This window comes from Pseudonocardia humida, from assembly GCF_023898865.1.
Lineage (GTDB): Bacteria > Actinomycetota > Actinomycetes > Mycobacteriales > Pseudonocardiaceae > Pseudonocardia > Pseudonocardia humida.
Window position 1 is genome coordinate 40,583 of sequence record NZ_JAGSOV010000057.1, and the last position, 19,257, is coordinate 59,839.

A 19,257-nucleotide genomic window follows, 5' to 3' on the forward strand; every position below is an offset into this window, starting at 1 on the left:
CCGAGGTGGGGGCGGTCGGAGGATCGGTCGATGGGCACGTACGAGGACCTGGTCGCCGAGGGCGCGGCCGCGCCGGTCGAGGGCTGGGACTTCTCCTGGCTCGAGGGCCGGGCCACCGAGCAGCGGCCCTCGTGGGGCTACCAGCGCACGATCGCCGACCGGCTGCCGCGGGTGGCGGCCGCGCTGGACGTGCAGACCGGCGGCGGTGAAGTGCTGGCCGGGGTGCCGGCCTACCCGCCGGTCATGGTGGCCACCGAGGGCTGGCCCCCGAACGCGGCGCGGGCGGCCCGGCTGCTGCGACCCCGCGGGGTCGCCGTGGTCGCGGTGGCCGACGCGCCGGCGTTCCCGTTCGCCGACGCCCGGTTCGACCTGGTGACCAGCCGGCACCCGGTGCGGCCGTGGTGGGCTGAGATCGCCAGGGTGCTGCGCCCAGGCGGGCGCTACCTGGCCCAGCACGTGGGTCCGGCGAGCATGCTCGACCTGATCGAGTGGATGCGGGGGCCGCTGCCGGCGGTCGACCGGCACGACCGCGACCCCGAGGTCGAGGCCGCGCAGGCCCGGGCGGCCGGGCTGGAGGTGCTCGACGTCCGCTGCGAGCGGCTGCGGGTCGAGTTCTTCGACATCGCGGCCGTCGTGCACCTGCTGCGCAAGGTGATCTGGTGGGTGCCCGACTTCGACGTCGAGCGCGACGACCGGCAGCTGCGCGGCCTGCACGACCGCATCCGCACCGACGGCTCGTTCGTCGCCTGGTCGAGCCGCGTGCTGATCGAGGCGCGCCGGCCCGGCTGAACCGGCCGGGTCAGCCCCGGCCGATGAAGGGCATCGCCGTGGCGGTGATCGTCAGGAACTGGACGTTGGCGTCGAGGGGGAGCCCGGCCATGTAGCGGACGGCGTCGGCGACGTGCACCGGGTCGAACGTGGGCTCGGGGCGCACCGAGCCGTCGGCCTGCCGGGCGCCGGTGGCGATGCCTGCGGTCATGTCGGTGGCGGCGTTGCCGATGTCGATCTGGCCGCAGGCGATGCCGAACGGGCGCCCGTCGAGCGAGAGCGACTTCGTCAGGCCGGTGATCGCGTGCTTGGTGGCGGTGTAGGCGATGCTGCCCGGGCGCGGCGCGTGCGCGGAGATCGAGCCGTTGTTGATGATGCGGCCGCCGCCGGGCCGCTGGGCGCGCATCACCGCGAACGCCTCGCGGGCGCACAGGAACGAGCCGGTCAGGTTGGTGTCGACGGTGGCCAGCCACGCGTCGACGCCGATCTCGTCGGGGGTGCCTGCCGGGCCGAAGCCGCCGGCGTTGTTGACCAGCAGGTCGAGCCGGCTCCAGCGGTCGACGACGGCGCCGAAGAGCGCGGCGACCGAGGCGGGGTCCGCGACGTCGGTGGGCACCGGGAGCGCGGCGTCGTCGTGGCCCTGCGCGGTCGCGGCCAGCGGCTCGGCCCGCCGGCCCGCGAGGCCGACGCGCCAGCCGTCGGCGAGCAGGGCGGCGGCGATCACGCGGCCCAGTCCGCTGCCGGCACCGGTGACGATCGCGACGGGGTCGGGCACGGGGTCTCCTCCGGTTCGGGCGGCTGTGCACCCCGATCCTGCGTGAGCGCGCCCGCGCCCGCCTCGCGGGGGCGCGTCAGAGGGTGCGCAGACCGATGCCGCACGCGGCGAGCACCTCGGGCAGCACGGAGACGGTGAAGCGGTCGTAGTCCTTCTCGTCCTCGTCCAGCTCCGACCACGGCACGAGCCACGGCGAGGCGAACCGGGCGGGGGCGCGGGCGGCCAGCGTCCAGCCGCTCTGCAGGCGCTCGGCGGTGTAGCGGCCGTGCTCCATCTCGGCGAGGAACTCGCGCTGGTCCGCGGTCACCGTCGACGGCCAACCGGTGGGCAGCGGGCCGGGGGCGCCGGGGTCGATGCGCAGCCCGACCGCGGCCAGCTTCGTGGTGATGTCGTCGACCACGGCCCGGTTGGACTCGCGCAGCCACGGGGAGAGCTTCGACCACGGCCGCATCGAGGGGTCGTTGATGGCGCGCCGGTCGCGGCGGCGGGCGGTGTAGCGGCGGTGCAGCTCCTCGGCGATCCCGTCGCGCTCGTCGGCCGGGCCGGGCCAGCGGCCCGGGTGCAGGAACGCGCGCACGGTCGTCCGGTCGACCGGCAGCGGGACGACGCCCACGGCCCCGTTGAGCAGGGTGCGGGCCAGGTCGGGGCCACCGGGGAGCTGGACCCAGCCGACGGTGGCGCCGATGGCGCGGGCCAGCAGCACCTCGTCGGTCGCCGCCCCGGGCAGCACGAGGACGCGGACCGAGGCGGCGGCATGCCGCGCCCGGACGGCGGCCCCGAGCAGGTCCAGCAGGCGGGTGCGGCCGCGACGGTGGTCGTCGCCGGCGACGGCCGCCACCCCCGTCCCGAACCCGGCCGCATCCTGGGCCGTGCCGGTGGCGAAGACCCGTGGCGGGTCGAGCCGCTGGTCCAGGGCGGTGGTGAGCAGGTGGTGGGCCTGCTCGTCGAGCTGGTCCGGGTCGCCCAGCAGCACGACCGGGCGGTCGCCGACGTCGAGTCCGCCCGCGGGCGGCAGGGCCCGTCGCGCGTCGGTGTCGCCGAGCACCGCGCGTCGCAGCAGGACGAGGCGGTCGACGTCGTCGGTGGGGTCGACGGCGCGGTGGTCGCGGCCGAGCAGCGCGGCGTCGGTGCGCAGGCGGGCGACCTCGCACCACACCTCGAACGCGCGGTCGGACTCGCCCAGCGCGTCGGCCGCGGCGCGCAGCGCGGTCGGGTCGGTGAAGTCGATCCGCAGGCCGGCGCGGACGAGCGCGGCCGGGCGCTCGACCCCCAGCGCGTGCAGCAGCGCCAGCTCGGGGGAGTCGACCGGGACGAGCGCGCTGCGGCGCAGCGGCGCGCCCCGGGACGCGGTGCGCTCCAGCAGCTCCTCCGCCTTCCCGGTCCAGCTCCGCCGGTCGGCCTCGTCCAGCGCGTTCCACGTCGCGACGCTGCTCCGCGCCGGCACCGGACCGCGGGGCTCGGCCTCGAACAGGGCGCGGCCCAACCGTGCGACGTCGCGGTTCGCGCGCAGGGCGGGCAGGGTGTAGGCCCGCTCGGGGGCGGGGTGGAGCCGCAGCGACGACAGCGTGTCGCGGCGCTGGCGGGCCTGCCGGGCGATCTCCTCGCCGAACGGGTTGGACGCGGACTCGGTGACCAGCGCGACCGGCACCGGCGGGCCGAAATGGCGGGCCAGGGTCAGCGCGATGCCACCGCCCGCGAGGTCGGTCGGCACGGCCACGACCACCTGCCGCACCGGGCGGTAGCGGTGCAGGTGGCGGGTGGTGTCGGGGTCCAGCTCGACGGCCTGCGCGAGCTGGACCTCGAAGGGCTCCAGCTCGAGCAGCTGCAGCTCGCTGCCCAGCAGCCGGGCCAGCCCGGCGCAGCGCACCGCGGAGTCGGGGCCGAACACCGCGATGCGCGGCGGCGGGGCCCACGGCGCGTCGAGCAGCCGGACGCGCTGGCGGCGGTACAGCTCCAGCACGAACGCGTCCACCAGCGGGCCCGTCCCGAACAGCAGCACGGCCTCGCCGGGCTCGCCGGCGCGCGCGGGCGGTCGGTCGGGCACCAGGTCGAGCTCGTCGAGCACGTCGGTCGCGGTGAGCGTGGCGGCGTTGAACGTGTTGACCGCGACCCCGGTGCGCACGCCGCCCTGTTCGAGTGTGCCGGCCAGCCCCGGGTCGTCGACCTCGACGTGGATGTCGCGCACGGGCGGGCCCAGGCCCAGCAGCGCGGCGGCGACCGCGGAGTTGCGGACCGTGTCGCCGGTGATCACCGCGACCTCGGCCGCCCGCGCGACCGCCGCGGCGCGCAGGGACCCGGGGCCGGTCCCGTCGCCCACGACGGTGTGCACGAGCGGCCCGTCGATGCTCTCCAGGGCCTGCGGGTCGGGGTCGACGACGACCACGACGTCGCGGCGCCACCACCGCCTGCGCCAGGCCCGCCGCCACGCCGGCCCGGTGTCGGCGCCGGCGGTGGACGCGGCGACCAGGGCCGCGGCCCGCTCACCCGCGCCGAACACCACCAGCGCCGGCCGCGCGGCGAACCGGACCAGCGCGCCGCCGATGCGGTCGCGGAACAGCACGAGCACCCCGCGGGCCAGCAGCAGGGGCGCGAGCAGCGCGGCGACCCACAGCCACCACGGCGCCTGCGTGCCCTCGGGCAGGTCGACGTTGAGGGTGAACAGTCGCGCTCCCCGGTAGAGCGCCTCGGGCCAGGACAGGGTGCGCGGGTCGTCGGTGAGCTGGCGGAGGTTCAGGTAGCCGGACACACCGGTCGCGTAGACGGCGCCCGTGAGCGCGACCCACAGTGCGGCTCGCCGCCGGCCCGCACCCGGTCCGTGCGCCATCGTCACCGCCTTCCCCGTCCGGCTGTGGACTGTGGTCGCCGGCGCACTCTCCGTCGTTACCCCGGCGACGTCGCGTGACCGAGCCCGCCCAGCATGCCGCGCGCGGCGCCCGCGCGGGGGCGGATCACCGAGGATCTCGACCGCGGCCCGGCGCCGTGGTGGTATGGGGTGCGCCCGGCTGCGGGCCGCACCGGCGACAGCACCGACGCTGCTGCTGCGGAGGGAGGCCCGGTCGGATGGCCGATCAGATCCCGTTCGTCGACTACCTGGTCCTCGGCGACGAGCCGCACCTGGTGGCGCGGGAGTGCGCGGGCTGCGGCGCCCGCTACTTCGACCGCCGGATCGCCTGCGCGGCCTGCGGCACCCGCGACTTCAGCCCGGTGCCCGTCGCGCGGACCGGGGAGGTGCGGGCGTTCACGATCGTCACCTTCGCCGCGCCCGGGGTGCCGGTGCCGTTCGTGGCGGCGCTGGTGGACTGCGACGGCACGAGCGTGCGCGGCAACCTGGTCGGCGTGCCGCCCGACCCCGGGCACGTGCACCTGGGGATGAAGGTCGCGCTGACGACATACGTCGCGGGCACGGACGGGACCGGCGTGGACGCGGTCAACTACGGATTCGCACCGGTGGAGGCCTGAGCATGTCCGACGAGCTGTGGATCCTCGGCATCCACATGACGAAGTTCGGCAAGCACCCCGACCTCGACCTGGTCGACCTGGCGGGTCGGGCCGCGCTGGCCGCGCTGGCCGACGGCGGGGTCGCCATGGCCGACATGCAGGTGCTGGCCGCTGGCAACCTGCTCGGCGGCGCGGGCAGCATCGGTCAGCAGGTGCAGAAGCAGATCGGGCAGACCGGCATCCCCGTCTACAACGTCCAGAACGCCTGCGCGACCGGGGCCACCGCGCTGCGCACGGTGTGCATGGCGATCAAGGCGGGCGAGGCCGACATGGGCCTGGCCGTCGGGGTGGAGAAGCTGTCCGGCGCGGGCCTGCTCGGCGCGCGCCCGCGCACCGAGCAGGAGGGACCGTGGCAGCGCTCGGGCCGCTTCGGCGCGGTCGCCCCGATCGACGGGTTCATCGGCACCGAGACGATGGCCGGCGTGTTCGCGCAGGTCGGCATGGAGTACGGGCACCGCTACGGCGGCACCGACTTCGAGCTGTTCGCGCGGATCAGCGAGAAGAACCACGCGCACTCCACGCTCAACCCGCTGGCCGCGTACTCGAAGCGGATGAGCCTGGAACAGATCATGAACGACGTCATGATCGCCTACCCGAACACCCGCCCGATGTGCTCGGCGAACTGCGACGGCGCCGCGGCGGCCGTGGTGGTCAGCGGCGCGAAGCTGCGCACCCTGGACCCCGACCAGCGCCGCCGCGCGGTGCGGATCCGGGCGTCGGTGCTGACCTCGGACCCCTGGCAGGAGGCCTGCCAGGTGCTGCCCGACGTCAACACCCTCACGCGCAACGCCGCGACCCGGGCCTACGAGCAGGCCGGGGTCGGCCCGGAGGACCTCGACCTGGTGGAGCTGCACGACTGCTTCGCGACCGCGGAGCTGGTGCACTACGACAACCTGATGCTGTGCGAGCGGGGCGGCGCGGTCGACTTCTTCAACTCCGGGGCGACGTGGCGCGACGGGCGGATGCCGGTCAACGTCTCGGGGGGCCTGCAGTCCAAGGGCCACCCGATCGCCGCGACGGGCATCGCCAACGTCTGGGAGGTCGCCACCCACCTGCGCGACGAGGCGGGCCCGCGCCAGATCGAGGGCGCCCGGATCGGGCTCGCGCACGTCATCGGGCTGGGCTCGGCGTGCGGGGTGCACATCCTGGAGAAGGCCGCCTGAGACCGCCGACCGCGACCCCCGACCCGACCGCGTGGTGATCACGTCCGGGCCGTCGGCGCTGGCTACAGTTCGGGCCGGCGCGACGACGGGGGAGGGCATGGGCGGCGACGGACCCGCGGTCCTGCGGGTCGCCCGGGTGCCCGACATCGCCGCGGTGCTCGCCGGCGCGGGCGTCCCGCTGGGCGTGCCGGTGCTCGTCCTGGTCGGCGGCGCGGGCGACATGGACGACGAGCACGAGCGCCTGCTCGGGGCCCTGCTGCGCGACGCGGTGCTCCCGGTGGTGGCCGGTCTGGGCGCGGCCGTCGTCGACGGGGCCACCGAGGTCGGGGTCATGCGGGCGGTCGGTCGGGCGCGGGCCGCGGCGGGCGCGGTGTTCCCGCTGATCGGGGTGGCGGCCGAGGGCACCGTCGTCGCCCCCGGCCACCCGCCGCCCAGCGCCGACGCGGTGGCCCTGGACCGCCACCACACCCACGCGGTGCTCGTGCCCGGCACGGCGTGGGGCGACGAGTCCCCCTGGCTGGCCGACGTGGCCGGCGCGGTCGCGGGAACGCGTCCGTCGGTGACGCTGCTGGCCAACGGCGGGGACATCGCCTACCTCGACCTGGAGCACAGCGTGGACCGCGGGCGTCCGGTCCTGCTGCTGGCCGGCACCGGCCGCACGGCCGACGCCGTGGCGACCGCGGGTCCGGGCAGCGACCCCCGCGCCCGCAGGGCCGCCGCGTCGCGGCTCGTCGCCGCGGTCGGGATCGACGACGCCGTCGCGGTCGGGGCGGCCGTGCGCCGGGCGCTGGGCGCACCCGCCGGCTGATCGCCCCGCCCGCGCGTCGATACCGCCGCGCGTCGATACTGCGCCGATGGCGTACGACCTCGACCTGGTCCACCGGCTGCGCGAGATCCTGGCCGCCGAACCCGACGTCGTGGAGAAGCCGATGTTCGGCGGGCTCGGGTTCATGGTGGCCGGCCACCTGACCGTGACCGCCAGCGGCCGCGGCGGGCTGATGCTGCGCGTCGACCCGGCCCGGGCCCAGGACCTGCTCGCCGATCCGCGGGCGAGCCGGGTGGTGATGCGCGGGCGGGAGATGGCCGGGTGGCTGCGGGTCGACCTCGACGCCGCGGCCGATGACGACGACCTGGACCGGTGGGTCGGGCTCGGTCTGGCCCACGTCCGCACCCTGCCGCCCGAGTAGCCCGTCGATCACTGCGCGTCGAGGTGGACCACGGTCCCCGTGCGGCGGGCGCGTTCGGCGGCCCAGACGATCCGGTGGCTCCCGACGGACTCGTGGGGCCCGGACAGGATCGGTGCGGGGTCGCGGGTGGCGCAGGCGGTGACGAACGCGGCCACCAGGTTGCGGTCGCCGTCGGAGTGCGCGGAGACCGGGTCGAAGTCGGTCTCGCCCGGCGTGAGGACCTGCACCGGCGCGCGCGGGCCCCGACGGAAGTCGTGGACGGTCAGGCTCGCGCCGTCGCCGTCGATGCAGCCGTCGGTGCCGAAGATCCGGGTGCGCCGGTTGCCCATGTCGGTGAAGGCGGTGACGGTGTGGGTGGCGGTCACGCCGTTGGCGTAGTCCAGGGCGACGACCTGGTGGTCGACGACGTCGTTGTCGCAGTCGTAGACGCAGCGCCCGTAGGGCCCCTCCTCCAGCGCGGCGCGCACGGTCTCGGCGGTCGGGGTGGGGGTGAGCACGGCCAGCGGCCACCGGTCCCAGCCGCTCTCGCCCAGGCGGCTCGGGTAGAGCCGCAGCGCGGAGTAGGAGCAGTCCGGCTCGACCGCGCAGTCGGTGCACCGCGTGCCGGCGCCGGGCGGGCGGTTCTCCGGGCGGAAGTGGCTGAGCCGGCCGAACGAGGCCACCGAGGTGGGGTGCGAGCCGATGACGTGGCCGAGCCAGTCGAGGTCGTGGCAGCACTTGGCCATCAGCAGCGAGGACGACTCGTCCTCGCGGCGCCAGTTGCCGCGCACGTAGGAGTGCGCGAAGTGCCACCAGCCCACCGGCTCCAGGTGCTGCACCGACACGACCCGCCCGATCCGCCCGGACGCGACGAGGTCGACCAGGGCGCGGGTGTAGTCGGTGTAGCGCAGCGAGTGGCAGACGGCGAACAGCACGCCCGCCCGCTCGACGGCCTCGGCCATGCGCACGGCGTCGGCCTCGGTGGGGGCCATCGGCTTCTCGCACAGGATGTCCAGGCCCAGCGCGGCGAAGCGCTCCACCGGGTCGGCGTGGTCGGCGTCCTGGGTGGCGACGACCACCGCGTCGACGTCGGCCGGGGCGGCGTCGGCGAGCTCGCGCCAGCCCGGGAAGCGCGCGTCGACGCCGAACCGCTCGGCCAGGATCGCCCGCCGCCGCGGGTCGGGCTCGGCGACGGCGACGACCGTCCCGCCGGCCTGCTCGATGCGGGCGCTGTGGCCGTAGCCGCGGCTCCCGGCGCCGACGACGGCGAACCGGACCGGGCGGCGGGAGTCCATGCCCCGACGTTCGCAGAGGAGCCATCGCCTGTGAAGGACCCGGCTCGGTCGTCCTGCCCGCTCGACGGCCCACCTGTGCGGGGCGGGTCCGTGGCGGGTGAACATCGGCTGAACCATGGGGCCCGTCCGACCCTGCGCTGGCGGTCGGGGCGCCCGCCGCGCAGGATCGACCGAGGTGTGCCGTCCGGGCACCGGAACCGCGGGGAGGACCAGGGTGACGTCAGCAGACCAGGTGGTGGAGTCGTTCCGGTGGACGCCGCGGGCGGCCGGGCACTCCCAGCGCAGCCGCCACGAACTGCGGGCCGCGCTGAAGTCCGCCGACCTGCTGACCGGGCTCGACGGGCTGACCGTGCGCGAGCTCGACGACGACGAGACGCTGCTGCTGGGCCCGGACGGCCAGGAGATCGACACCTGGCGCCAGGACTACCCCTACGCCGAGCGGATGCCCCGCGAGGAGTACGAGGTGCGCAAGCGGGCGCTGCAGATCGAGCTGCTGAAGATGCAGTCCTGGGTCAAGGACACCGGCCAGCGGGTCGTCGTGCTGTTCGAGGGCCGCGACGCGGCGGGCAAGGGCGGCACGATCAAGCGGTTCATGGAGCACCTCAACCCGCGCGGCGCCCGGGTCGTGGCGCTGGAGAAGCCCACCGCGCGCGAGCAGGGGCAGTGGTACTTCCAGCGCTACTTCAGCCAGCTCCCGGCGGCCGGCGAGATCATCCTGTTCGACCGGTCCTGGTACAACCGCGCGGTCGTCGAGCCGGTGATGGGGTTCTGCACCCCCGCCGAGCACGAGGAGTTCACGACCCAGGTCCCCGGCCTGGAGTCCGCGCTCGTGGACAGCGGCATCCACCTGGTCAAGCTGTGGTTCTCGGTGTCGCGCGCCGAGCAGCGCACCCGGTTCACCATCCGGGTGATCGACCCGCTGCGGCAGTGGAAGCTCAGCCCGGTCGACCTGGCCGCCCTGGAGCGCTGGGACGACTACACGCGGGCCAAGGAGCAGATGTTCGCCCGCACCGACACGCCCGCGGCACCGTGGACGGTGGTGCGCAGCAACGACAAGAAGCGCGGCCGGATCGCCGCGCTGAGCTGGGTGCTCTCCGGACTGGACTACCCGACCAAGGACCTCGACGCGGTCGGCACCCCCGACCCGCTGCTGGTCGGGCCGCCTGCGCAGGTCTACGAGGCCAGCGAGCGCCTGCTCGCGAGCTGATCGTCCCGCGCGTTCGCCCGGTCGGGCGCACCGCTTACGGCGCCTCCGGCACGGTTGTGCTCCGTGGCCTCGGCCCAGGTGTGGTGGCGGGTCTTGTTCGCCTCCGGCGGCACCTCCGGTGGGGCCTCGGCCCCGGCTGCGGCAACCACGCTATTCGTTCGTCATCGCAGCAGGACCACTCACGGGAGCGAGCGAATGAAAGGACCGCTCGGCGTAGACGAGACGACGCCCCCGATGGCCCGCCCCCGACACGCCGGTGACGAACGCCGCCACCAACACCGAGTCCCCGACATCGAGCACGCGGTGCACGCGGCACCGCAGCGCCGTCCCGACCCCGCGCAAGCGGGGCTCGCCCTCGTCGGTCAGCTCCCACTGCGTCCCCGGACCGAACCGATCAACGCCGGGCGCAGCGAACCGGCGAGCGAGCGGCGCGTCCTCGGCGTCGAGCAGGTGCACGAGCACGGACGTGCCCCCCACGATGCCCGGAGTCGCGCGAGCCCCGGCCGTCAGTGAGAAGGACACCGCGGGCGGCCGCACCGACACCGAGGCGACCGAGGACGCGGTGACGCCGACGGGACCGTCCGCCGACAGCGCCGTGATGATCGCGACCCCGGCCGGGTGGGCCCGGAACGCGGCTCGGAACGCGTCGGCGACGGGGTGCTCGGCCGCCAGCGGCGCCCGGGTCACGATCGCTCTTCGCGACCCGTCGCACGGGCGAAGCGGGCCGCGGCGTCGGCCCAGTCGACGACGTTCCACCATGCGCCGACGTAGTCCGGCTTGACGTTGCGGTACTGCAGGTAGAAGGCGTGCTCCCACATGTCGAGCAGGACGATCGGGGTCTGCCCGGCGGGCAGCTGGGACTGCTGGTCGTAGAGCTGGTGGACCAGCAGCCGACCGCCGAGCTGCTCCCAGGCCAGTACGGCCCAGCCGGAGCCCTGGATGGTGGTGGCGGCGGCGGTGAAGTGGGCGCGGAAGGCGTCGAAGGAGCCGAAGTGCTCGTCCAGGGCGGCGGCGAGCTCGCCGGTGGGCTTGTCGCCGCCGTCGGGGGAGAGGTTCTGCCAGAACATCGAGTGGTTGACGTGCCCGCCCAGGTTGAACGCCAGGGTCTTCTCCAGTCCGACGATGGAGCCGTAGTCGCCGGTCTCGCGCGCGGCGGCGAGCTTCTCGAGGGTCTGGTCGAGCGCGGTGACGTAGGTGTTGTGGTGCTTGGAGTGGTGCAGCTCCATGATCTCGCCGGCGATGTGCGGGGCGAGGGCGCCGTAGTCGTAGGACAGGTCGGGCAGCGAGTACTCGGGCATGGCACGAGCCTGCGACCTCAACTCGGGTCGAGGTCCAGCCCGGTGTGACGGGGGTCATCGCGGGTGCCCTCGGGTCGAGCGCTCTTCACCCGAGGAGCGCGAAGATGCTCTGCACCCCGACCGCGAGGCCGACCGCGCCGATCATTACCGCGAACGCCCGGGCGAGGGTGGGTCCGGGCAGGCGGTCGGCGACCAGCTTGCCGGCGAGCGTGGCGACGACGGCGGCCAGCGCGAACGGGCCCACCACCGTCCAGTCCGGTTCCGGCCCGCCCATCCGCGGGGCCAGTGCCGCCGCGGCGTTGACCGCGATGACGACCAGCGACGTCCCGATCGCCCGCGGCGTGGTCAGTCGCAGCACGACCACCAGCACCGGCACCACCAGGAAGCCGCCGCCGACCCCGAGGAGGCCGGTGAGGAACCCGGTGCCTGCGCCCCACAGCGCGATCGGCACGAGGGCTCGCGCGCGCCGGGTGGCGACTCCCCCCGTCCGGACGTCGCCGGACGGGGCTTCGTCGACGGGCCCGGCCGGGTGCCGACGGGCGTCGAGCAGCATGGCCGCGGCGGCGGTGAGGGTGAGCGCGGCGACGCCCAGCAGCAGGACCGGTCCGGGCACCGCGCGGTTGGCCAGCGAGCCCAGCACCGCCGTGGGGATCCCGACCAGCCCGAACCCGAGCCCGGTCGGCCAGTCGACGTCGCCGCTGCGGGCGCGGGCGAGGCCGCCGACCAGCGCGGCCGCCCCGACTATCACGATGCTGCCGGTCGTGGCGTCCGGTACCGGCTGGCCGAGCAGGTAGACCAGCACCGGCACGGTGAGCACGCCGCCCCCGCCGCCCAGGCCGCCGATCACGCCCCCGACGAGGAGTCCCAGGCCGGCCGCGAGCAGCCCGATCACGTGGCCGGCCTCCTCGGGTGCGTCGCAGTCTTCCCAACTCGCGGGAGAATCCCCTTCAATGTCCGGTCATTTGCGCACGCCGTCAAGGACGGCGACTGTGACCTCGCCGTCGGGAGCGGGTTGCGGCTCCGGCTGCGGCGGTGGTGCACTGGTCGGGTGAGCAGGAGCCCCGAGCAGCGCCCCGGCTTCTGCCTGTGCCTGCTGGCGGCCGACCAGCTCTCGGTCGACGACCGGCGCTGTCGAGCGGTGCCGCTGCTGCCCTGACCCTCCGATGCGAGGCCGGGTGGCGCCGCCACCGCCCGCAGACACCGGAGGACCCGCCATGCCCGCCGCACCCGACGCCGCCCCCTACCGCAGGCAGCCGTCCCCACCGCCCGAGGCCGGCGGTGACGTGCCCGCCGCCGAGCCGGGGGAGCGGCCCGCCGCGGAGGCGGCCCCGGACGGCGTCCGCCTGCGCGACCGCATCGGGCGGGCCGTCCGTGCCGCGCACTCGGCGTCGGTGCCGTTCTGACCCGGCGCGTCACCCCGGCGGGCTCGACCCGCAGCGGGCCGGCCCCGGCCGCGGTCGTCGGAGTCCGCGGGCCTCACCCCGCGGGGGCGAGGCGGGCGCGGTAGTCGCTGGGCGAGCAGCCGTAGGTCGTGCGGAACGCCCGGCTGAACGCGGCGAGGTCGGCGAAGGCCCACCGGCGGGCGATGTCGGTGACCGAGTCGCCCGCCCGGCGCCGGTCGGTGAGCTCGCGGCGGCAGCGCTCCAGGCGCAGCCGGCGGATCCGCCGGGCCACGGTCTCCCCGGTGGCCGCGAAGAGCCGGTGCAGCTGACGGGTCGACACGAAGTGCGCCCGCGCGATGGTGTCGGGGCCCAGGTCGGGGTCGGCCAGGTGGGCGTCGATGTGGGCGCACACCTCCCGCAGCAGGGCCCGCTGCGGCGCGTCGGGCGGCGCCGACGGCTCGGCGTGCTCGATCGCCAGGGTCGCCACCAGCTCGCCGACCTCGTCGGCGACCCGCACGGCTCCGGCCGGGCTGAGCTGGGGCGCGGTGAGCAGCCCCCGCAGGACGCCGCCGACGATGCCGCTGAGGCCGTGCCCGCCGGGCAGCCGGATCGCGGTGGCCCCGGCGGACTCCGCGGCGGTGAGCCCGATCGCGGCCCGCGGCCAGGTGAACACGTCGAGCTCCCAGCGGTGGCTCAGGTTCCAGGAGAACGGGCGCCCGGTCTCGTAGACGGCGAAGTCGCCGGTCGCCAGCACGGTGCGCCTGCCGTCCTGGGTGAGCACGCCGATGCCCCGGGTGACCATCCCGACCTGCAGGAACTCCCGGGAGTCCGCGCCGGCCAGGCCGGGGGTGCGCCGGCAGACCTGCGGCACCGAGCGGACCCGGGAGACCTGCAGGTGACCGACGGTGGCGCTGTGGACCTCGCCGGTGAACTCGCCGAAGCGGCGGTCCGGGGCCATGTCGAGGGCGACGAAGTCGTGGCGGATCGCTTCGCGCCACTCGTCGAACCGACGGGTCGCGCGCACGCGCCCGTCGCCGGGTGCCGATCCCGCGGCCAGGACCACGCCACCACCTCCGCGCTCCCCGTCGGTGCCGTGGGACAGCGCACCACCAGCAGGTTCCCAGCGCGTTGCGGCCCGGTCAAACGGTCGCGACGCGATGGTCAGGTCGCTGGTCGCCAACAACCGGGCGCTGACGGCCTAACCGGGCCCGCGTGCGGGCGGGCGACGCTGGGGGTTCCCGGACACCACCACGCCAGGAGCCGCCATGACCCTCGCCGACCTGCCCCTCACCGACGTCAGCGAGCTGGGCGGGTCCGGTGTGCGACGCGCGGTGTGCCCGCACGACTGCCCGGACGGCTGCTCGATGCTCGTCACGGTCGAGAACGGCAGGGCGACCGGCGTGCGCGGCGACCCCGAGCACCCGTTCACCCGCGGCGGGCTGTGCGTGAAGGTCAACAACTACACCGACCGGGTGTACAGCCCGGACCGGGTGACGACACCGCTGCGCCGGACCGGGCCCAAGGGCAGCGGCCGCTTCGAGCCGATCGGCTGGGACGAGGCGATCACCACCGTCGCCGACCGGTTCACGGCGGTGGCCGCCGAGCACGGCCCCGAGGCGATCATGCCGGTCAGCTACCTCGGGACCCAGGGCACGATCAACGGCCTCAACGTCGGCGACCCCTTCTTCAACAAGCTCGGCGCCACCGTCGCCGAGCGCACCTTCTGCGACTCCGGCGCCTCCACGGCCTACGTGATGAGCCTGGGCCCGACCGCGGGCGTCGACCCGGAGAGCCTCGTGCACTCCCGCTACATCGTCATCTGGGCCTGCAACATGGTCTCCACGAACCTGCACCTGTGGCCCTACGTGCTGGAGGCCCAGCGCCGGGGAGCCAAGGTCGTGGTGATCGACCCGGTGCGCCACCGCACCGCGCGCCGCGCCGACTGGCACATCCCGATCCGGCCGGGCACCGACGGCGCGCTGGCCATGGCGATGATCCACGTGATCCTGGCCGAAGGGCTGACCGACGCGGAGTACGTCGCCGAGCACACCGTCGGGGCCGAGGAGCTGGCCGAGCGGGCCCGCGACTGGACGCCGGTGTGGGCGGAGGGGGAGACCGGGATCCCCGCCGCGGACATCCGCACACTGGCCCGCGAGTACGCCGCCGCGCAGCCGTCGATGATCCGGATCGGGGTGGCCATCGAGCGCGCATCGGGCGGCGGGCAGACCGTCCGGGCGATCTCCTGCCTGCCCGGGCTGGTCGGGGCCTGGCGGCGGCCCGGCGGCGGCCTGCTGGCCCTGCCGCTGTGGGCGTTCCCGGTGAACTGGGACGCGCTGACCCGGCCCGATCTGCTGCGCCCCGGCACCCGGGTGGTCAACCAGTACCACCTGGGTCGGGCGCTGACCGGGGAGATGGGTCTGGACCCCGGCATCCACGCGCTGACGGTCTACAACGCCAACCCGGTGATCGTCTGCCCGGACCAGGAGCGGCTGCTCGCCGGGCTGGCCCGCGAGGACCTGTTCACCGTGGTCAGCGAGCAGTTCCTGACCGACACCGCGCTCTACGCCGACATCGTGCTGCCGGCCACCACCCAGCTCGAGCAGCTCGACGTCATGTTCTCCTGGGGGCACCTCTACCTCGGGCTCAACCGGCCCTCGATCCCGCCGGTCGGCGAGGCCGTCAGCAACACCGAGCTGTTCCGCAGGCTCGCCGCGGCCATGGGCTTCGACGACCCCTTCTTCCGGCGCACCGACGAGCAGATGATCGTCGACGCCTACGACTGGTCGGCGCCCGCGCTGGCCGGGATCACCCCGCAGACCCTGGCCGAGACGGGCTGGGCGCGGCTGAACCTGCCCGACGCCGACCACTACGCCCCGCACGCCGAGGGCGGGTTCCCGACACCGTCGGGCAAGCAGGAGTTCGCCTCCGCCGCGGCCGCCGGCGGCAACTTCGTGCTCCCGCTGTTCCGCCAGGGCTCCACCGAGTTCCAGCCCGGCGGCGAGGTCGACCCGCTGCCGCACTACATCCCGCCGCGCACCGCCTCGCCCGCCTACCCGCTGAGCCTGATCTCGCCCAAGGCGCACGCGTTCCTCAACTCCAGCTACGCGAACCTGGCCGTCCAGCAGCGCAGGCAGGGCGAGCCGACCGCGCTGGTGCACCCCCGCGACGCCGCCGCTCGGGGGATCGCCGACGGCGATCTGATCCGGGTGTTCAACGAGCGCGGCGAGTTCGTCGTGCGGGCGGTGGTGTCCGACGAGGTGGCCGAGGGGGTCGTGCTGTCGTCGATGGGCGGCTGGCGGGCCCAGGCCAAGGGGCTGACCACGGTGAACGCGGTGAACCCCGTCGAGTTCGCCGACCTGGGCAACGCGCCGACCTTCTCCGACACCCGGGTGGACGTGGCACCGGCCTGACGGTGCGCGCGCTCACCGACGGTGGGCGGGCACGATCGACGACATGGGTGCTGACGACATCGGGCTGCTGCGCACCGCCGCGGAGCTCGCCATCGACCACGTGGCCGGGGTCGACGAGCGGGCCGCCGCACCGACCGCGGCGGCGGTGGCCGGGCTGGCCGCGTTCGACGAGGAGCTGACGGCGGCCGGTCGGCCCGCCGCGGAGACCCTGCGGCTGCTGGCCGAGGTCGGTGGCCCGGCCACCGTGGCCAGCACGGGGGCCCGGTACTTCGGGTTCGTCACCGGGGCCACGCTGCCGGTGGCCCTGGGCGCGGCGTTCCTGACCGACGCCTGGGACCAGAACGCCGCGCTGCCGGTGATGTCACCGGTCGCCGCGGCACTGCACGGCGTCGTGCGCGGCTGGCTCGTCGAGGTGCTCGGGCTGCCGGGGGCGACCGACGTCGGGTTCGTCACCGGCGCCACGATGGCGAACGCCGCCGGGCTGGCCGCGGCGCGCGACGCGCTGCTGGCCGGGGCCGGCTGGGACGCCCAGGCCGACGGCCTGTTCGGGGCGCCGCCGATCACCGTCGTCGTCGGCGGGAACGCGCACTCCACGCTGCGGAAGTCGCTGGGCCTGGTGGGGTTGGGGCGCGAGCGCGTGCTGGTGGTGCCCGCCGACGACCAGGGCCGCATGCTCCCCGACCGGCTGCCGGAGGTGGACGGGCCGGTGCTGCTGTGCGCCCAGGCGGGGGAGGTCAACACCGGGGCGTTCGACCCGTTCGAGCCGCTGGCCGACTGGGTCGCCGAGCGCCGCGGCTGGTTGCATGTCGACGGTGCGTTCGGGCTGTGGGCGCTGGCCGACCCGCAACGCGCCCACCTGGTCCGCGGCCTGGTCCGCGCCGACTCGTGGGCGACCGACGGGCACAAGTGGCTCAACGTCACCTACGACTGCGGCATCGCGTTCGTGGCCCGCGAGGGCGCCCTGCGCCGCAGCTTCGCCTCGGTGGCCGGGTACCTGCCCCCCGATGAGGGCTTCGAGGCGATGCACCACACCCCGCAGTCCTCGCAGCGCGCCCGCCAGATCGAGGTCTGGGCGGCGCTGCGCACGCTGGGCCGCGACGGGCTCGCCGAGCTGGTGCGGCGCACCTGCGCGGTGGCGGCGGTGGTGGCCGAGCGGCTGGCCGGCCACGGGTTCACCGTGCTCAACGACGTCGAGCTCAACCAGGTCCTGGTCCGCCCGCCCGCCCCCGTCGACGCCGCCGCGCTGGCCGCGGCGGTGCAGGCCGACGGGCGGGTGTGGTGCGGGCCGACGGACTGGCGGGGCGCACCCGCGCTGCGGATCAGCGTGTCGTCCTGGAAGTCGACCCCAGCGGACGGCGCCGCCGCAGCCGACGTCGTCGCCGAGTGCGCCGCTTCGCTCGCGGCCCACGAGTAGCGCGTTCCGGCGGATTCGCACGTATCCGGGACGTGTTCTCGGCCAATCGGGCCGGTGCATTCCATGATCGTTGTGAGGCGACGGGTGCGGTTCGGTCGCCGCGCGGTTGCTCCGCTTCCGTGCGGCACCTGGACCGTGTGGTGCTGGGGGTCGTGGAACGTCTGCCGAGATCGGCCGGGGCCGAACAGGCGCCGCCAAGTGCTCCCCGGGTATCTCGGATCTGTCGGTGAAAAGCGCTCACTATCTGCAGGAGAATCGGTACCCACGGTGACGCCTGGCGGTCGACCCCACCGGACGGTCGCTCAGGCGAGGCGCGCTGACCTGCAAGGACAACGATTCTCCCATGATCGGGCACTGGCCTTGCCTTCTCCGGGGCCGGTCCGGAACACTCGCGGGGCTGCCGGTGCGCCGCCCCCAGCGAACGCTCCCCATTGCGCATTCGCGCAGGAGAAAGGCTCGTCATGAACCTGACGCAAGTGGTGAACAATACCCTGAAAGCATTTCGGCGCGACGTCCCCGAATACCTGGCCTCCGGGGTCGTCGACCTCACGACGGGCATGCTGCTCGACGCGGACACCATCGACGACCACCCGCGCGACATCCTCGACATGCTCGCCGCGGCCACCGCCGACCTGTTCGAGGGGCGCACGATCACCCAGATCGAGCAGATGTGGCGGGAGCAGCGCGGCTCGCTCGAGGACGGGGGGCACTACTTCCAGGAGATCCTGATCTACAGCAACAACCTGGTGCACCTGTTCATCCGCAGCCCCTCCAACCCCGAGATCGTCGCGGCCGTGGTCTGCCGGCGCAACGTCAACATCGGCATGTTCTTCGCCACGGCCCGGCACGCCGTGCGCGAGCTGGAAGAGGCGCGCTGACCAGCGGCCAGGCCGTGCGGTGGGCCGCGGTGCGCGACGTACTGCGCCGTGCCGAGGACGGCGCGCTCGTCTTCGAGGAGTGGCCGTCCGGCGCGGTGTACCTGCTCGACGGCTGCGTCGCGCACGTGGAGACCTCCGACGTCCCCGACCTCGGCGAGCGCCTCGTCGCGGCGGGCAGGCTGTCGGCCGCGCAGTGGGCGGCGGTGCCGGCCGGCGTCGACGACGGGGATCGCCTGGCCGACCTGCTGTCCCGGCACGGCGTGGACCGTCACGAAGTGGCCGCGTTGACCGAGTCAGTACTCGTGGACTCGATCTTGGCCCTGCTGGCCGGGCCGACCGCGGGTGCCGGACCCGGCCGGTTCCTGGCCGGCGCCCGGCCCGCCGTCGACGCGGAGCTGCGCCTGGACGAGGCGGCCGTGCAGGACGTGCTCGCGCAGCGCCCGGAGGGTTCGATGCGCTCCGGCATCCGGTCGACCTCCGTGGTCGAACCGGCGCCGCCGGCGTGGCGCTGGCGGGTCCTCACCGCCGACGAGTGGCGCGTGCTGTGCCGCATCGGGGAGCGCGCCCGGATCCGCGACCTCGCCCGCGCCGAGGGCCTCGGCGTCTACGAGGTCGTCGACCAGGTGGCCGAGTTGGTGCGGGCCGGCCTGTGCGCGGTGCGGCCCGACCCGACCGGACCCGACCCGCGGCCCTGGTCGGCCGACGGGCCCCCGCGGCGGGAGGCGTCGGGCGCGGGTGGGAGCGGTGTCGTGGAGCCCGCGGTCGGGACGGTGGAGGGGTCCGTCCCGGCCGGCGGGGCTGAGCGCGCCGTGGACGGGCCGGTCGACGGGGACCCGCTCGCCGCGCTGCCCCGGCGGGTGCCGGGCGGAGCGCTCTCGCCCGCCACCGTGCTGCAGAAGTCGCTGGCGGTGCGCCCGCTCGGCATCGACGTGCCGGAGCCGGACGAGTGGACGCTGCGCCGGTTGCTCGGCAGCCTCCAGCAGATGGACTGAGCAGGGACGAC

18 protein-coding genes are annotated in these 19,257 nt (G+C 75.2%); 11 read left to right on the top strand and 7 right to left on the bottom strand.

The features are described 5' to 3' along the window. Positions 1-30 precede the first annotated feature (30 nt). Positions 31-789, top strand: a complete 759-nt coding sequence (locus KDL28_RS26820; protein WP_252442840.1) for a class I SAM-dependent methyltransferase — start codon at positions 31-33, stop codon at positions 787-789. Positions 790-799: 10 nt separating this feature from the next. Here the strand turns inward: KDL28_RS26820 and KDL28_RS26825 are convergent, their stop codons facing one another. Together KDL28_RS26825 and KDL28_RS26830 are read right to left on the bottom strand one after the other, a co-directional pair. Continuing rightward, entirely contained in the window at positions 800-1,543 is a 744-nt protein-coding gene (locus tag KDL28_RS26825; RefSeq protein ID WP_252442842.1) for an SDR family oxidoreductase, read from the bottom strand. Between the two features lie 76 nt (positions 1,544-1,619). Then, positions 1,620-4,367 carry an NAD-binding protein gene (locus KDL28_RS26830; RefSeq protein ID WP_252442844.1) on the bottom strand — a complete coding sequence of 916 codons (2,748 nt, stop codon included), beginning with the start codon at positions 4,365-4,367 and terminating at the stop codon, positions 1,620-1,622. Positions 4,368-4,603: 236 nt separating this feature from the next. Between KDL28_RS26830 and KDL28_RS26835 the strand changes: the two genes are divergently transcribed. The 4 genes from KDL28_RS26835 (at position 4,604) to KDL28_RS26850 (ending at position 7,391) form a co-directional block, all read left to right on the top strand. Next, on the top strand, positions 4,604-5,002 hold the full coding sequence (locus KDL28_RS26835) for a Zn-ribbon domain-containing OB-fold protein (protein WP_252442847.1): 399 nt from the start codon (positions 4,604-4,606) through the stop codon (positions 5,000-5,002). Between the two features lie 2 nt (positions 5,003-5,004). Then, complete coding sequence (locus KDL28_RS26840; RefSeq protein ID WP_252442849.1) at positions 5,005-6,204, top strand: thiolase family protein; 1,200 nt, start codon at positions 5,005-5,007, stop codon at positions 6,202-6,204. 97 nt (positions 6,205-6,301) lie between these two features. Beyond that, positions 6,302-7,012: a hypothetical protein gene (locus KDL28_RS26845; protein ID WP_252442852.1), complete on the top strand. Its 711-nt coding sequence runs from the start codon at positions 6,302-6,304 to the stop codon at positions 7,010-7,012. Positions 7,013-7,058: 46 nt separating this feature from the next. After that, positions 7,059-7,391 carry a TfoX/Sxy family protein gene (locus KDL28_RS26850; RefSeq protein ID WP_252442856.1) on the top strand — a complete coding sequence of 111 codons (333 nt, stop codon included), beginning with the start codon at positions 7,059-7,061 and terminating at the stop codon, positions 7,389-7,391. Positions 7,392-7,399: 8 nt separating this feature from the next. Here KDL28_RS26850 and KDL28_RS26855 read toward each other — a convergent pair whose 3' ends face one another. After that, a complete protein-coding gene (locus KDL28_RS26855; protein ID WP_252442860.1) occupies positions 7,400-8,665 on the bottom strand; it encodes a Gfo/Idh/MocA family protein in 1,266 nt (421 codons plus the stop codon). Positions 8,666-8,879: 214 nt separating this feature from the next. Between KDL28_RS26855 and ppk2 the strand changes: the two genes are divergently transcribed. Further along, positions 8,880-9,872, top strand: a complete 993-nt coding sequence (gene ppk2 / locus KDL28_RS26860) for a polyphosphate kinase 2 (RefSeq protein WP_252442863.1) — start codon at positions 8,880-8,882, stop codon at positions 9,870-9,872. A gap of 150 nt (positions 9,873-10,022) precedes the next feature. Here ppk2 and KDL28_RS26865 read toward each other — a convergent pair whose 3' ends face one another. From KDL28_RS26865 to KDL28_RS26875, 3 genes are all read right to left on the bottom strand, one after another. Further along, the gene (locus KDL28_RS26865; RefSeq protein ID WP_252443014.1) at positions 10,023-10,631 is read right to left on the bottom strand and encodes a flavin reductase family protein; all 609 of its coding nucleotides are present in this window, start codon (positions 10,629-10,631) and stop codon (positions 10,023-10,025) included. Then, the gene (locus KDL28_RS26870; RefSeq protein WP_252442865.1) at positions 10,556-11,170 is read right to left on the bottom strand and encodes a superoxide dismutase; all 615 of its coding nucleotides are present in this window, start codon (positions 11,168-11,170) and stop codon (positions 10,556-10,558) included. The genes KDL28_RS26865 and KDL28_RS26870 overlap by 76 nt, the downstream gene beginning before the upstream one ends. A gap of 85 nt (positions 11,171-11,255) precedes the next feature. Next, on the bottom strand, positions 11,256-12,062 hold the full coding sequence (locus KDL28_RS26875) for a sulfite exporter TauE/SafE family protein (RefSeq protein WP_252442867.1): 807 nt from the start codon (positions 12,060-12,062) through the stop codon (positions 11,256-11,258). A 322-nt stretch (positions 12,063-12,384) separates the two neighbouring features. Here KDL28_RS26875 and KDL28_RS26880 point away from each other — a divergent pair, with 322 nt between their 5' ends. Further along, complete coding sequence (locus tag KDL28_RS26880) at positions 12,385-12,573, top strand: hypothetical protein (protein ID WP_252442869.1); 189 nt, start codon at positions 12,385-12,387, stop codon at positions 12,571-12,573. 73 nt (positions 12,574-12,646) lie between these two features. On the opposite strand, the gene KDL28_RS26885 is transcribed toward KDL28_RS26880, so the two are convergent. Then, the gene (locus tag KDL28_RS26885) at positions 12,647-13,615 is read right to left on the bottom strand and encodes a helix-turn-helix domain-containing protein (RefSeq protein ID WP_252442871.1); all 969 of its coding nucleotides are present in this window, start codon (positions 13,613-13,615) and stop codon (positions 12,647-12,649) included. Between the two features lie 202 nt (positions 13,616-13,817). Here KDL28_RS26885 and KDL28_RS26890 point away from each other — a divergent pair, with 202 nt between their 5' ends. The 4 genes from KDL28_RS26890 to KDL28_RS26905 all read left to right on the top strand — a co-directional run bounded on the left by KDL28_RS26890 (position 13,818) and on the right by KDL28_RS26905 (position 19,246). Continuing rightward, positions 13,818-15,962: a molybdopterin-containing oxidoreductase family protein gene (locus KDL28_RS26890; protein ID WP_252442873.1), complete on the top strand. Its 2,145-nt coding sequence runs from the start codon at positions 13,818-13,820 to the stop codon at positions 15,960-15,962. A 43-nt stretch (positions 15,963-16,005) separates the two neighbouring features. Beyond that, positions 16,006-17,376, top strand: a complete 1,371-nt coding sequence (locus KDL28_RS26895; RefSeq protein ID WP_252442875.1) for a pyridoxal phosphate-dependent decarboxylase family protein — start codon at positions 16,006-16,008, stop codon at positions 17,374-17,376. A gap of 461 nt (positions 17,377-17,837) precedes the next feature. After that, on the top strand, positions 17,838-18,254 hold the full coding sequence (locus KDL28_RS26900; protein WP_252442877.1) for a roadblock/LC7 domain-containing protein: 417 nt from the start codon (positions 17,838-17,840) through the stop codon (positions 18,252-18,254). A gap of 29 nt (positions 18,255-18,283) precedes the next feature. Then, positions 18,284-19,246: a hypothetical protein gene (locus KDL28_RS26905; RefSeq protein ID WP_252442879.1), complete on the top strand. Its 963-nt coding sequence runs from the start codon at positions 18,284-18,286 to the stop codon at positions 19,244-19,246. The last annotated feature ends 11 nt before the right edge of the window (positions 19,247-19,257 follow it).

Excerpts from the sequence above, each read along its gene's own strand:
- KDL28_RS26840 (WP_252442849.1), top strand. The coding sequence starts at position 5,005 with ATGTCCGACGAGCTGTGGATCCTCGGCATCCACATGACGAAGTTCGGC.
- KDL28_RS26830 (WP_252442844.1), bottom strand. The coding sequence starts at position 4,367 with ATGGCGCACGGACCGGGTGCGGGCCGGCGGCGAGCCGCACTGTGGGTC.
- KDL28_RS26855 (WP_252442860.1), bottom strand. The coding sequence starts at position 8,665 with ATGGACTCCCGCCGCCCGGTCCGGTTCGCCGTCGTCGGCGCCGGGAGC.
- KDL28_RS26890 (WP_252442873.1), top strand. The coding sequence starts at position 13,818 with ATGACCCTCGCCGACCTGCCCCTCACCGACGTCAGCGAGCTGGGCGGG.
- KDL28_RS26870 (WP_252442865.1), bottom strand. The coding sequence starts at position 11,170 with ATGCCCGAGTACTCGCTGCCCGACCTGTCCTACGACTACGGCGCCCTC.
- KDL28_RS26895 (WP_252442875.1), top strand. The coding sequence starts at position 16,006 with ATGGGTGCTGACGACATCGGGCTGCTGCGCACCGCCGCGGAGCTCGCC.
- KDL28_RS26880 (WP_252442869.1), top strand. The coding sequence starts at position 12,385 with ATGCCCGCCGCACCCGACGCCGCCCCCTACCGCAGGCAGCCGTCCCCA.
- KDL28_RS26850 (WP_252442856.1), top strand. The coding sequence starts at position 7,059 with ATGGCGTACGACCTCGACCTGGTCCACCGGCTGCGCGAGATCCTGGCC.
- KDL28_RS26845 (WP_252442852.1), top strand. The coding sequence starts at position 6,302 with ATGGGCGGCGACGGACCCGCGGTCCTGCGGGTCGCCCGGGTGCCCGAC.
- KDL28_RS26820 (WP_252442840.1), top strand. The coding sequence starts at position 31 with ATGGGCACGTACGAGGACCTGGTCGCCGAGGGCGCGGCCGCGCCGGTC.
- KDL28_RS26865 (WP_252443014.1), bottom strand. The coding sequence starts at position 10,631 with ATGGTGGAACGTCGTCGACTGGGCCGACGCCGCGGCCCGCTTCGCCCG.
- KDL28_RS26835 (WP_252442847.1), top strand. The coding sequence starts at position 4,604 with ATGGCCGATCAGATCCCGTTCGTCGACTACCTGGTCCTCGGCGACGAG.
- KDL28_RS26900 (WP_252442877.1), top strand. The coding sequence starts at position 17,838 with ATGAACCTGACGCAAGTGGTGAACAATACCCTGAAAGCATTTCGGCGC.